Raw genomic sequence first — 13067 nt, forward strand, 5'->3', positions numbered from 1 at the left:
GCAGCACGGCGACACTGCTCAGCCTCTCCCCCGAGCAACAGGCGTTGGACGTCGCGATCGGGCTGCGTGTCCACGCCACCCCCGCGCAGCGCCCCGGGACGCTGCGGTCGGCCAGCACCCACATGACTACCGCCCTCGATGACGAGAACGAGGTGTTCCGAACGGTCCTGGGGACCTGCCTCGAAAGGCTCCGTTCCCGCGTGTCAGCCGCGCAGCAGGACCGCTGAGAAGGTCGACCGGCGCCCTGACCAGCGAGGCGGCAGGGCGTCGCTTGCCGACGAGGCCGCACCGGCCCCGACGGAAAACCAACGATCCGGCCACAACTCTTGACTGCGGTATCCGTTGCGGTTCTATTCTCTCGCCAACGAATCCGTAGCCACTGGCTGCTCGGGTCCGCTGGATCCGTTGAAGAGTGGGAGCCTGTCGCCGTGTCGGAACCCGCGATCCGCCTGACCGGTCTGCGCAAGTCGTTCGACGCCGTGGAGGCTGTCGCCGGCATCGACCTGGAGATCGCCGACGGCGAGTTCTTCTCCATGCTGGGGCCGTCGGGCTCGGGCAAGACGACCGTGCTGCGGATGATCGCGGGATTCGAGCTGCCGACCGGCGGCACGATCACCCTGGCCGGCCGCGACGTCACCCGGCTCGCTCCGTTCGACCGGGACGTCAACACCGTCTTCCAGGACTACGCGCTCTTCCCGCACATGACCGTCCAGCAGAACGTCGAGTACGGCCTGCGGGTGCGCAAGGTCCCCCGCGCCGAACGCCGTGAGCGCGCGGCGGCCGCGCTGCGGACGGTCCGCCTCGAGGGGTACGGGGAGCGCCGGCCCAGCGCGCTGTCCGGCGGGCAGCGCCAGCGCGTCGCGCTGGCCCGCGCCCTGGTCAACCGCCCGGCCGTGCTGCTGCTCGACGAACCGTTCGGCGCGCTGGACCTGAAGCTGCGCGAGGAAATGCAGGTCGAGTTGAAGGCGATCCAGCGCGAGGTCGGCATCACCTTCGTCTTCGTGACCCACGACCAGCAGGAGGCGCTGACGATGAGCGACCGGGTGGCGGTGTTCCACCAGGGCCGCATCGAGCAGGTCGATACGCCGGCCGAGGTGTACGAGCGCCCCCGGACCCCGTTCGTCGCCGGCTTCGTGGGCACGTCGAACCTGTTCGAGGGCGAGGCGGCCCGGGCGGTGCTCGGCCGCGACGGCGTGTTCTCCGTACGCCCGGAGAAGATTCGACTCGGCGGCGCGTCCGCGTCCGCCGAGGAGATCAGCGCGGCGGGCCAGGTCGTCGAGGTGATCTACGCCGGAGCGGCCACCCGCTTCGTGGTCGACCTCGACGCCGGGGCCCGGGTGGTGGCGATGCAGCAGAACCAACAGACCTCCCCCACCGACGTGGCGGCCCTGCGCGGCAAGCCGATCCGGCTGAGCTGGCGGGCGGAACACGTCGTCGCGGTTCCCGTCACCCCCCGTTGAAGCACCCACCCGAGTCGAAGGAGAGCGCAGATGCGCACCACCCGAGTCTTCACCGCGGTCGCCGCGGCCGGCCTGCTCGCGCTGGCCGGATGCGGCGACGGCGGCGGCGCCACCAGCGGCTCCGGCCCCGGCGGCATCAAGCCACCCAAGATCGACAAGCTGGCGTCGCTCGGGGCCGGCGAGGGCCAGGTCAACGTCGTCGCCTGGGCCGGGTACGTCGAGAACGGCTCCACCGACCCGAAGGTCGACTGGGTCACCGGCTTCGAGAAGGAGACCGGCTGCAAGGTCAACGTGAAGGTCGCCGGCACCTCCGACGAGATGGTGACGCTGATGAAGACCGGCGACTACGACGTGGTCTCGGCCTCCGGCGACGCCTCCCTTCGGCTGATCTACGGCGGTGAGGTGGCCCCGGTCAACACCGACCTGGTGCCCAACTACAAGGACGTCTTCGACGGCCTCAAGCTCAAGCAGTGGAACTCCGTCGACGGGGTGGCGTACGGCATCCCGCACGGCCGCGGGGCCAACCTGCTCATGTACCGCACCGACAAGGTCACCCCGGCGCCGACCTCCTGGAGCGTGGTGTTCGATGCGAACTCCCCGTACAAGGGCACGGTGACGGCGTACGACTCGCCGATCTACATCGCCGACGCGGCGCTCTACCTGATGAAGCACCAGCCGGAACTGGGCATCAAGAACCCGTACGCGCTGGACGACAAGCAGTTCGCCGCCGCCGTAGACCTGCTGAAGAAGCAGAACGCGCTGATCGGTGAGTACTGGTCGGACTACACCAAGGAGGTCCAGGCCTTCAAGTCCGGCAACTCCGTCGTGGGCACCAGCTGGCAGGTCATCGTCAACCTCGCCAAGGCCGACGGCGCTCCCGTCGAGGCCGTCCTGCCGGAGGAGGGCGCGACCGGCTGGTCCGACACCTGGATGGTCTCCGCCAAGGCCAAGCACCCGAACTGCGGCTATCTCTGGATGAACCACATCATCGACCCCACGGCGAACGCCGCGGTGGCGGAGTGGTTCGGCGAGGCCCCGGCGAACAAGCTCGCCTGCGACAAGACGGCGGACAAGAACCACTGCGCCACGTTCCACGCCGCCGACGAGGCGTACTTCGACAAGGTCTGGTTCTGGAACACTCCGGTGGCGCAGTGCCTCGACGGCCGCACGGACGTCACGTGCAAGGACTACGCGGCCTGGACCCAGGCCTGGACCACGATCAAGGGCTGAGATACATGACGGCCCTCTCCACCGTGGACCGGCCCACGGGCGATGACACCATCTCCCGTGGGCCGGTCCGCCGGCTCTCGTCCTGGCTGCACCGCCACAGCGGGATCCGCCTCGCGGGGCTGCTCTCGGCGCCGCTGCTCTGGCTGCTCGTGGCGTACCTCGGCTCGCTGGCCGTGCTCTTCGTCTCGGCGTTCTGGACGGTCAACAGCTTCACCGGCGACCTGGTCCGCCAACCCACGCTCGCGAACTTCCGCACCATCCTCACCGAAGAGGTCTATCGCACCGTCGCCCTGCGCAGCCTCGGCGTCGCCGCCGCCGTCACCGTCATCGACGTGCTCATCGCGCTACCGATGGCGTTCTTCATGGCAAAGGTCGCCTCACCACGCAGCCGCCGGATCCTGGTCATCGCGATCCTCACCCCGCTGTGGGCGAGCTACCTGGTCAAGGCGTACGCCTGGCGGGTGATGCTCGCCAATGGCGGCCCGGTGGACTGGCTCTTCGGCGGCCCCGGCAACGGGCCCGGCTACGGCCTGCCCGCGATCGTCCTGGTGCTGAGCTACCTGTGGCTGCCGTACATGATCCTGCCCATCTACGCGGGGCTGGAACGGCTGCCCGACTCGCTGCTGGAGGCGTCGGCGGACCTCGGTGGCCGGGCCCGGCGCACCTTCCGCTCGGTGGTGCTGCCGATGATCGTGCCGTCGGTCATCGCCGGCACGATCTTCACGTTCTCCCTGTCGCTGGGTGACTACATCACCGTGCAGATCGTGGGCGGCAAGACCCAACTCATCGGCAACCTCGTGTACGCCAACATCGGCGCGGCGAACAACCTGCCGTTCTCGGCGGCGCTCGCCACGATCCCCGTACTCATCATGGTCGTCTATCTGTTCGCGGTGCGCCGGTCCGGCGCGTTGGAGGAGCTGTGACGCTGTCGCGCGGAGGGCGCTGGCTGCTGCGCGCGGCCATGGCGCTGGGCCTGGCCTTCGTCTACGTGCCGCTGGCCATCGTGCTGGTCAACTCGTTCAACTCCGACCGCACCTTCGCCTGGCCGCCGCCGCGCTGGACCACCGACTGGTGGGTGCGGGCATGGGAGAACGCGGGCGCGCGCGAGGCGCTGTGGACCTCGGTGAAAGCCGGGCTGGGCGCCACCGCCGTCGCGCTGCTGCTCGGCAGCCTGGTCGCCTTCGCGGTACAGCGCTACCGGTTCTTCGGGCGCGACGCCGTGTCACTGCTCGTGGTGCTGCCGATCGCGCTGCCCGGCATCGTCACCGGGATCGCGCTGGACACCGCCTTCCGCTCGCTGATCGAGCCGCTGGGGGTGGGCAAGGGGTTGTTCTCGGTGGTCGTCGGGCACGCGACGTTCTGCGTGGTGGTGGTCTACAACAACGTGCTGGCCCGGCTGCGCCGGCTCGGCGGCAACCTGGAGGATGCGAGCGCGGACCTCGGCGCGGACACCTTCCAGACCTTCCGCTACGTCACGTTCCCGCTGCTGCGATCGGCGCTGTTCGCCGGCGGGCTGCTGGCCTTCGCGCTCTCCTTCGACGAGATCATCGTGACGACCTTCACGGCCGGGCCGGGCGTGCAGACCCTGCCCATCTGGATCTTCAACAACCTGTTCCGGCCGAACCAGGCGCCGGTCATCAACGTCGTCGCGGCCGTGCTGATCGTGCTCTCCATCGTGCCGATCTACCTCGCCCAGCGCATCTCCGACACCGCTGCCGGCGGTCGCCTCTGACCCGCCCGCCCCCATCCGTGCCAGGATCTGATCATGGGTCAACGCGGCGCTCGAAACTCGGTTTCAGCTACGCGGCCGGGGAGTATCCGTTAAGGATCTTTGGTCAGGGCCGACCGGCCTCGGCCGACCGGGTGCTCGACCGACGCCGGACGGTCTCCGAGCCCGGTCGCGGGTCAGCGTCGTCCCACCGGCGCTGCCGCGGTCGCGACGCTGATCGTTGCTCGGTGGCCTCTTCCCCGGCGCCGGGGGCCGCGACGGGTGGTGTGGTACGGCTCGCCGCAGTGTCCACCAGGTCCGGCAGGTTCCGCCCGGCCACCAGGGGTAGCTCTCGCGTGACTGCCGCGATCGGCCCCGGCTGGCCCGCCGGGTCGGCGACTCGGGCGACACGTGCCCGTCCCGTCGCGGCCTGCGGCATCGGTGCCGCGCTGCGGGTCGTCGCCCGCGGCGCGGTGTCGGCCGGCTCCACGACGGAGCCTGGCGTGTCCATGGTCGACGGCGCCTCCGCCCGGCTGGTGGCCGACCGGCCGGCTGTGTTGCGTGGCGTTCGGCGCGGTGCGGCTGCCGGCAGGAGCGGGGCGATTTCCGCGTGCAGCGCCGCCCAGTCGGAGGCGCGGGGCGGGTCGGGCTGATCCGTGGTCGAGGTGAGCTGGCCCGTGCTCTCGGACCGCTCCAACTGCCGGTCGGTACGGTCCGGCGTCGCCGCCCGGGACCGCTCCGATCCCGGTCGCTCGGCACCGTCTCCCGCCTGCTCGGCGGCATTCTCCTGCTGAACGGCCTCCCCGGCCGACTCTGGCCGCGCTGAGCCGCTGGAGGCCCCGTCCGCCGCGGGGGCTACGGGGGCCGCGTCCGGCCCGGGGGCCGCATCCGTGAGCGGCTCGGGGGCGTGGGCGAGCAGCCGCTCCGGGGCGTCGGCGAGCAGCCGCGCGGCCGAGGCTAGTGCGACGGGGTCGGGTTGACCGGTCCGACGCCACCACCGGCGGCGGCCCGCCGGCAGGTTCCCGGCCAGCACGCGCGCAGGTGCCAGGTCGGCGGCGATCAGCGCGGTGAGCCCGTCATAGTCCGCCTGCTCGGCCAGGCGTCGGGCGATCTCGTTGAGGTCGTACACCGCCACGGCGATGTCCGCGGTGGTGGGGTCGAGTGCTCGGCTGATCTTGCGATGCAACACCTTGCTGAGCGCCGCCTGCCGCCGCTCGGCGCGAATCTGCGCCCGGGCGGCGTCGAGCGAGCCGTACAGCCCGAGGCCGGGGTCGGCCTTGGCCAGCGAGCGGGCACGGCGGGTCAGCCACGGCTGTCGCAACCAGTGCCCGACCGGTTCGTACGCCGGCGTCGTGGGTGGCAGCTGCTGCTTGGCGCGCAGCCGGTCCCGCCGCTGGTTCTCGGTGTTCATCAGCCACACCAGATAACCGAGCAGGGACATGCCCGCGTAGAAACCGCCTTCGAGGTGGTTGCTGTGAGCCAGCCAGTTGAAGGCGACCGCAGCAGTGGCGATAGCGGCCGACAGCACGCGGGACAAGAGCGCCGATTCGCCTAGTCGACGGCGTACGTCGGCGTTCGCCAGCACCACGACGCCGCCCAGCTCCAACGCCCCGACGGCGGGAAGGGCGACGTACCACGGCATGCCGAGCCGTTCCACCGCCCCGGACACCTGGCCGCCGAGCGCGATCAGCAGCACGACGACGTAGAACCCGGTGCGCAGCACGGCGATCTGCCGCACGGCCTTGGCCAGCTCCGCGTCCCACGCCTCAGGCGGATCGGCGCCTGGCGCCCCGCCAATTGAGTTTCCGCCGGTCACCCGGGTCCGGTCCGGTTCCTGGAACACGCCGAGCAGGTTCCTCTCTCATTCCGGCCCCGGCCTGACCGGCGCTGCGGCCGCCCGACCCGGCGGTGCCGCCCGCCGAGTCGTACCAGAGCTGCGCTCCGGCTGCCGGCCGTCGTCCGCCGCATGCTACAAGGTTGCGGGCCGAATTGGAGATCTCAGATGCCACGCTGGGCGCATCGGGTCGCCCCTCCCGCGGCGGCGACCCGCAGTAAAGGGAGACCGTTTCAGCTCCGCAGCCCCGTATGACGGAATTCGGCCGGGGCGTCGCCTTGAAGGGGGACTGGCGTTGCCGAGGCGGTCTCCGGCCGGGGCGGGAGTGCGCCTCCCCAGAGAGTCGCCTCCAACCCACCCCGGCACCAACCCCACTGCCACCAGGTGGGAACGCGGCCGATGGCGTCATCACCCGCAGCCCGCACAAGCCACCGGACGGTGCCGGCCGTCCGGACGCCGGCTGAGATCGTTTGCCCTCGAAAGCTCCGGGAAGACGATGGGCGACAGTGGTGCGGAGCCGCCCGCGCCACCTCACCACGGGGAGGTCGAGATGGGTGACCGGGATCGGCTGCACGAACTTCGCCAGCAGGCGCACAACGCGGGCATCGAGGGCAACTCCAAAATGACCGAGGAGCAGTTGCGCGAGGCGCTGCGCAGGGTCGCCAAGGGTGAGCAGCCCCAGATGGCCAAGCACGAGGCCAAACGGTGACACCGTGAGCAGGCAGGCGCCGGCCGTGGTGGCCGGCGTCGGCCCCGCCGTCAGGTGATGGTGGCGAGCAGGTCCCGGCAGGCTCGCTCGCCGGCGCGACACGCGTCGGCGCAGATCCGGCAGTGCTCGTGCTTCGTCCTTCGAGCCGGTCCTGCCGCCGTTGCTGCCCGAACCCAGCGCGGGCGCGTCAGCCGTAGCGGCACGTGGCAGTCTCCCCGGCACCGGTACAGGTCTTCGTCGCCGTACACGTCGCATCGCCCGGCCCCGGTACGGCTCCGGGCGGATGCGGCCACCCCGCCAGCGAAGGTTTGCCGGGAAATCAGGCGTCGCGGACCGGCCCAAGTGAGCCGGCGGGATCGACGAGGACGCCGGGGTTGAGGATCCAGGACGGGTCGAGCGCGCTCTTGGCGGCGCGCATGGCGAGCGCGACCGGGTCCGGCCGCTGCTGGTCGTACCACGGTCGGTGGTCGCGGCCGACGGCGTGGTGGTGGGTGATGGTGCCGCCGGCCGCGAGCAGCGCGTCGGAGACGGCATGCTTGATCTGGTCCCACTGGTCGACGGTGGCGCCCCAGCGGCCGGTGGCGTACACGCCGAAGTAGGGGGCGGGGCCGTCCGGGTAGACATGGGTGAAGCGGCAGGTGACCACGCCGGTCGCGGCGACGGCGCGGAGCGCGTCGTTGGCCGCGTCGAGCACGGCGGCGCGTAAGGTGGGGAATCGGTCCCACGTGCAGGCGGTCTCGAACGTCTCCACGATCATCGACCGGGCGGCGAGTGCGTCGCGCTGGTACGGCATCCGCAGGAACGCTGACCGCCAGGCGTCGGCGGCGGTCCGCTGCCGTGGGCCGGACAAGTCGTCGCCGCGGGGCGGCTCCGGCAGGGTTCCCCCGTGGTCGCGGCACAGCTCGACGGCGCGGTCCAACCACGGTGTGACCGGATGGTCGGCGGACTCGAATCCCAGGACGAGCACGCCGCCGGTCGTGGCGGCACCGGCGTTGAGGAGCGCCTCGGCGGGATCGAGCAGCCGGCAGTTGCTCGGGTGCAGCGCGGACTGGGCGATGGCCCGGGTGGCTTCGACCGCCAGGTCGTAGTCGGTGAAGTGCACCGAGGCGCCCGCCCGCCAGCGCGGCCGGTCCTGCAGCCGCATCCATGCCTCGGTGATGACGCCGAGCACGCCCTCCGAGCCGAGGAACAGCCGGTCCGGGGATGGCCCGGCGCCGGAGCCGGGCAGCCGGCGCGACTGGCTGGTGCCCGCCGGGGTGACCACCCGCAACGATTCCACCAGGTCGTCGATATGGGTCAGGACGGTGGCGTAGTGACCGCCGGCGCGGGTGGCCAACCAGCCACCCAGGGTGGAGAACTCGAACGACTGCGGGAAGTGCCGCAGCGTGAGGTCGTGCCGCCGGAGCTGGTCCTCCAGCGCCGGGCCGAACACGCCGGCCTGGATGCGGGCCGCCCGGCTGGTCGGGTCCACCTCCAGCACTCGGTCGAGGCGCCCGAGGTCGAGACTGACGGCCGCGGGATACGCGTCGTCCAGCCGCGGCTCCACGCCGCCGACCACTGACGAGCCGCCGCCGTAGGGGATCACCGCGATGTCCCGGCCCGCGCACCAGTCCAGCACGTCGACGACGTCCTGCTCGGTCGCCGGCCGGACCACCAGGTCCGGCGGGTCGTGAACCTCCCCGTGCAGGTTTCGGACGACGTCCCGGAACGCCTTGCCGTGGGTGTGCGCCGCCCGGTCGGCCGGGTCCGTCGAGCACAGCCGGGCGAGTGACGTCGGCGGATCGACCCGCGGCGGGCGCAGGTCGAGTTCGGCCACCGGCGGCGCGACGTGCTCGGTCAGGTCGACGTCGGGCAGCAGGGTACGCACCCGGTCGGTCAACGCCGTGGCCTCCGCGCCGGTCACTGCATCCTCGACGTGCCCCCAGCCCCACCACGAACGGTGTTTCCCGGCCATGCGACCTCCCCGCCGTCCACGATCGCCAGATCTACTCGCCGGTAACGTACTCGACGGTTGGCACCCCGTCGATGCCGTCGTGGTTGGCGTGGACTGCCTGCGCCGCGAACCAGTATGGGGCTGGCCTTCCCCGGACGGTCACCGCCCAGGCCGGCGCCCTTAGCATGGGCCAGATGATCCACTCCTGGCTGCGCGGTGTTCCTGCGGATCCTGCTGTGAGGCGCCGAGCGGTAGGCATCATCGCCCTGGTCACACTGTCGGTGTCCCAAGTCGGCTGCTCCCGGCCGTTCAACTGCCCAGCGCCGGCGGTGACGGTTGACACGTCCGTTCACACCGAAACCGTGCCAATCGAACGGGAGCTGGAGCCGCTGGGACGGGTGCTGGAGGTCCACTGGCGGGAGTGGACCGAGAGCGGCCGCTGCGACTTCAACATCGGCGACCTCATCCTGCAGCGGGAGGGCGCGGCCCGGCTTGCGCCCGCCGACGTCGCCAGGCTGACCCTGCTGACGACATCCGACGCCGCGGAACTCCCCAATCCAGACTCCCGGCTGTCGTCCTGGCTGCCGTCCGCACCGGACTGGCGTAGTGGGACGGGCCTGGACTGGCGCGACGGTGAGGAAGGCGCCTTCGTGTCAGCCTCGTATTGGCTGGACCCGGCCAGCGGCGTCGTCTACTTCCAATCCGACGCCGACTACGACCCGGCGGCCACTGCGACCGCCTCACCCTCCTGACGCCGTCGCCGGCGACCCACCCTCACTGGCTGCAGCATCCTCCTGAACCCGCCGGGAGCGGCCGGCGGCGGTCGCTGGCCGCGGCAACGCCGCCAGCGGGGAGAGGGCGAACCAGCGGGGTGTCGCCCGGCGCAGCGCCTCCGGGCCCTGCAACTCGACTGTGCCGCCCCGCAGCACGTCGGCCCAGGTGGAGTCGCCGCGCCAGACCTCGACCAGGGCGCGCAGGCTGGCGCGAACGCTGACCCCCGGCGGGAAGCCCGGGTCCGCGTCGCAGACATCGGCCTCCGTTGGTGTGAGCACCAGCCACCACTGGCGCCGGGCCGACGGCACGTCGGTGAAATGGAAGTGGACTACGGTGCGACCGACGGGCAGCGCCGTATGGTCGACGTTCCGGTGCATGTCCCACAGCAGCAGCTTCGGATCCAGGTCCTCGTCGCCAATCTCTCCGATCCAGCGGACCCCCCACCCGCCGAGCGCCTCGACGATGGGACGGAGCTCTCGGCCGGCGGCGGTCAGCACGTACCGGACGTCCGCGCCGTCGGCCTCCCGCCGGACGATGCCGGCGGTGGTGAGCTCGTGCAGCCGCCGGGAGAGCAGCGCCGGAGAGAGCCGGGGCAGGCCGCGGCGGAGTTCATTGAAGCGCTCGCTGCCGCTGGTCAGCTCGCGGACGATCAGCATCGTCCACCGCCCGTCGAGCAGCTCCATCGCCTTGGCGACGGGGCAGAACTGGTAATACGACGATCCCATGGACGAAGGCTAGTGGCCATCCGGTAGGCCCTCCAGTACAGATCGTGTACTAGGCGAGTCGGATTGCCCTGCCTAGCGTCACTGTCAGGAGCAGGACAAGCGAGAGGCGACAGGCCATGACGACACGATTCGACCCGGCGGCGGACGAGGCCCTCAAGGCCCGGCATCGCGCGATGTGGGCCCTGGGCGACTATCCGGCTGTGGCCACCGGCGTCATCGCCGAGCTTGGGCCGATCCTGGTCGAGGCCTGCGGGGTACGCCCCGGCGACCGGGTGCTCGACGTCGCCGCCGGATCGGGGAACGCGGCGATACCGGCCGCGCTGGCGGGCGGGCGGGTCACCGCCAGCGACCTGACCCCGGAGCTGCTCGACGCGGGCCGGCGGCTGGCCGCCGATCGGGGTCTGGACCTGGCGTGGCGGCAGGCCGACGCCGAGGCGCTGCCCTTCGCCGACGGGGAGTTCGACAGGGTGCTGTCCTGCGTCGGAGTCATGTTCGCCCCGCACCACCAGGCCGCCGCGGACGAGTTGGTCCGGGTCTGCCGCCCAGGCGGCACCATCGGCCTGCTCAGCTGGACTCCGGAGGGATTCATCGGCCAGCTGCTCGGTACGCTGCGGCCGTACGTGGCGCCGCCGCCTCCGGGCGCGCAGCCACCGCCGCTGTGGGGCGACGAACAGCATGTCCGGGCCCTGTTCAGCGACCGGGTGACCGACGTGGTGGCGCACCGGCAGGTGCTGCGCGTCGAGGCGTTCGCCAACCCGCAGGCGTTCCGGGACTTCTTCAAGGCCAATTACGGCCCCACGGTCTCGGCGTACCGGGGCATCGCCGACAACCCGCAGCGGACCACCGCGCTCGATCACGACCTGATGGAGCTCGCGCGCCGGAACGAGCTCGGGTCGGGCCCGACGGTCCTGGAATGGGAGTACCTCCTGCTCACCGCCCGCCGCGTCAGTTGACCGCCCAAGTCGGTCCGGGAGGAACCCCAAACCTGAATTTCCGAACCGTGATTCGCCGGTCAATCTTGGTTCGAGTGGTGCGGTACAGAGTGGAGTGCGAACGCGGCACGGACCAGCATGGATCGCCGTTCGGGGCGGGGTCCGGCGATCTGGGGCGGGTGTACGACAGGAGCCGACTTGCGTCGTAGGCTGCATCCCGCACGTGATGGACAGGAGGTCGAGGTGGCCGAGACGACGCCGACCGAGGCGATGGTGGCCGAGGTGATGGCCGAGCTGGCCGCGCTCGAGGACCCGAAGATACGCGAGGTGAACGAGAAGCACGGTGACGATCACGGTGTGAACCTCAGCAAGCTGCGCGCGCTCGCGAAGCAGCTGAAGACGCAGCAGGAACTCGCGTGCCAGCTCTGGAAGACGGGTGACACCGCGGCGAGACTGCTGGCGATCCTGATCTGCCGCCCGAAGGCGTTCGAGCGCGACGAGTTGGACGTCATGTTGCGCGAGGCGCGCACACCCAAGGTGCACGACTGGCTCGTGAACTACGTGGTGAAGAAGAACCCGCACTCCGAAGAGCTGCGCCTGGCCTGGTCCGCCGATCCGGATCCAGTGGTCGCGAGTGCCGGCTGGGCGCTGACCACCGAACGCGTGGCGAAGAAGCCCGAGGGCCTGGACCTCGCAGGACTGCTCGACGTCATCGAGGCGGAGATGAAAGACGCCCCGGATCGCCTGCAGTGGGCGATGAACCACTGCCTGGCTCAGATCGGGATCGAGCACGCCGAGCACCGTGCCCGTGCAATCAACATCGGCGAGCGCCTGGAGGTGCTCAAGGACTACCCGACTTCCCCGGGCTGCACGTCTCCGTTCGCGCCCACCTGGATCACCGAAATGGTGCGCCGACAGCACGACAAGTAGGAAGGCTCGCGCTCACACTCGTGCCGCTACTCCCTCAGAACGCGGCACCCGATACGAGCCGGCCGTGAGGGGCCTCACGCCGCCTACGGCTGGAGAGCACACCGGCCCCGCCCGAGTCAGCGGGTGAGATGTCGGGCACCCAACCGCTGGACCGCTTCGTCCCGAACGCCGGTGCGGCGCAGCGTCGGCTGCGGTCGGTTGTCATCCCGTACGCTCAGCTCGCCTACCACGCCGCCTGCTGTCGTGACGTGTCGGCCACCGGCGGCACGTTCGATGCTTCCTCGCTGCTTCCGCGCGGGCGGTCGCTCAGTCGGAGATGCCGGTGTGCCCGACGACCTTTTCCACGGTCAGGCGCACCAGCAGCTCGCCCGGCACGGCGTTGCGCGCCCCGTATGCCTCGGCCAGGTCCGGCCCCATGTAGCGCTCGGCGATGCGGATCGCCCACCGCCGCATCTCGGGCAGGTCCTCGGTGATCGTCGCGCGCCCACGCACCGTCACGAACGCGTACGGCGGCTTCTCGTCGTCGACGCACAGCACGGCCCTGCCGTCGCGGGCGAGGTTGCGGCCCTTCACCGAGGTCTTGCCGGTGTTGAACAGCACGTCGTCGCCGTCGAGTACGAACCACACTGGGACAACGTGCGGCGAGCCGTCGGCCCGTGTCGTCGCGAGCTTGCCGGTGCGGGTGCCGTACGAGACGAACTGCTGCCACTGTCCGTCGATCATCGACTTCGCCATCCGGCCATTATGGTGCCGTCCGGCGTCGCAACCATCGCGGACTGCTGCTGCTGCCTCGCCGCCGCCGTTCACCGTTCACCCGCTGCGCCTGCCAAGT

At 71.0% G+C, this 13067-nt stretch carries 12 protein-coding genes; 8 read left to right on the top strand and 4 right to left on the bottom strand.

Going from position 1 to position 13067, the window contains the following annotated elements:
• Positions 1-428: 428 nt before the first annotated feature.
• From ACTWM8_RS19380 to ACTWM8_RS19395, 4 genes are read left to right on the top strand one after another with little or no spacing between them, the layout of a single operon-like run.
• Complete coding sequence (locus tag ACTWM8_RS19380) at positions 429-1460, top strand: ABC transporter ATP-binding protein (protein WP_446210284.1); 1032 nt, start codon at positions 429-431, stop codon at positions 1458-1460.
• A gap of 30 nt (positions 1461-1490) precedes the next feature.
• A complete protein-coding gene (locus ACTWM8_RS19385; protein ID WP_446210285.1) occupies positions 1491-2690 on the top strand; it encodes an ABC transporter substrate-binding protein in 1200 nt (399 codons plus the stop codon).
• Between the two features lie 5 nt (positions 2691-2695).
• Positions 2696-3613: an ABC transporter permease gene (locus ACTWM8_RS19390; protein ID WP_446210286.1), complete on the top strand. Its 918-nt coding sequence runs from the start codon at positions 2696-2698 to the stop codon at positions 3611-3613.
• On the top strand, positions 3610-4422 hold the full coding sequence (locus ACTWM8_RS19395; RefSeq protein WP_446210287.1) for an ABC transporter permease: 813 nt from the start codon (positions 3610-3612) through the stop codon (positions 4420-4422). Before ACTWM8_RS19390 ends, ACTWM8_RS19395 begins: the two co-directional genes overlap by 4 nt.
• Before the next feature lie 103 nt (positions 4423-4525).
• Here the strand turns inward: ACTWM8_RS19395 and ACTWM8_RS19400 are convergent, their stop codons facing one another.
• Positions 4526-6241: a hypothetical protein gene (locus ACTWM8_RS19400; RefSeq protein ID WP_446210288.1), complete on the bottom strand. Its 1716-nt coding sequence runs from the start codon at positions 6239-6241 to the stop codon at positions 4526-4528.
• Between the two features lie 541 nt (positions 6242-6782).
• Here ACTWM8_RS19400 and ACTWM8_RS19405 point away from each other — a divergent pair.
• Positions 6783-6941 (top strand): hypothetical protein, encoded by a 159-nt coding sequence (locus ACTWM8_RS19405; RefSeq protein ID WP_446210289.1) that lies wholly within the window; start codon positions 6783-6785, stop codon positions 6939-6941.
• 319 nt (positions 6942-7260) lie between these two features.
• On the opposite strand, the gene ACTWM8_RS19410 is transcribed toward ACTWM8_RS19405, so the two are convergent.
• Complete coding sequence (locus ACTWM8_RS19410) at positions 7261-8895, bottom strand: FAD-binding oxidoreductase (protein ID WP_446210290.1); 1635 nt, start codon at positions 8893-8895, stop codon at positions 7261-7263.
• A 173-nt stretch (positions 8896-9068) separates the two neighbouring features.
• Between ACTWM8_RS19410 and ACTWM8_RS19415 the strand changes: the two genes are divergently transcribed.
• A complete protein-coding gene (locus ACTWM8_RS19415) occupies positions 9069-9626 on the top strand; it encodes a hypothetical protein (RefSeq protein WP_446210291.1) in 558 nt (185 codons plus the stop codon).
• Here ACTWM8_RS19415 and ACTWM8_RS19420 read toward each other — a convergent pair.
• The gene (locus ACTWM8_RS19420; RefSeq protein WP_446210292.1) at positions 9615-10373 is read right to left on the bottom strand and encodes a winged helix-turn-helix transcriptional regulator; all 759 of its coding nucleotides are present in this window, start codon (positions 10371-10373) and stop codon (positions 9615-9617) included. The genes ACTWM8_RS19415 and ACTWM8_RS19420 overlap by 12 nt on opposite strands.
• Before the next feature lie 116 nt (positions 10374-10489).
• Between ACTWM8_RS19420 and ACTWM8_RS19425 the strand changes: the two genes are divergently transcribed.
• Both ACTWM8_RS19425 and ACTWM8_RS19430 read left to right on the top strand, forming a co-directional pair.
• Positions 10490-11326: a class I SAM-dependent methyltransferase gene (locus tag ACTWM8_RS19425; protein WP_446210293.1), complete on the top strand. Its 837-nt coding sequence runs from the start codon at positions 10490-10492 to the stop codon at positions 11324-11326.
• A 222-nt stretch (positions 11327-11548) separates the two neighbouring features.
• Positions 11549-12235: a DNA alkylation repair protein gene (locus ACTWM8_RS19430; RefSeq protein WP_446210294.1), complete on the top strand. Its 687-nt coding sequence runs from the start codon at positions 11549-11551 to the stop codon at positions 12233-12235.
• 306 nt (positions 12236-12541) lie between these two features.
• Here the strand turns inward: ACTWM8_RS19430 and ACTWM8_RS19435 are convergent, their stop codons facing one another.
• Positions 12542-13042 (bottom strand): PPOX class F420-dependent oxidoreductase, encoded by a 501-nt coding sequence (locus tag ACTWM8_RS19435; protein ID WP_446210295.1) that lies wholly within the window; start codon positions 13040-13042, stop codon positions 12542-12544.
• Between the last annotated feature and the right edge of the window lie 25 nt (positions 13043-13067).

Source organism: Micromonospora sp. IBSANI012 (genome assembly GCF_052814045.1).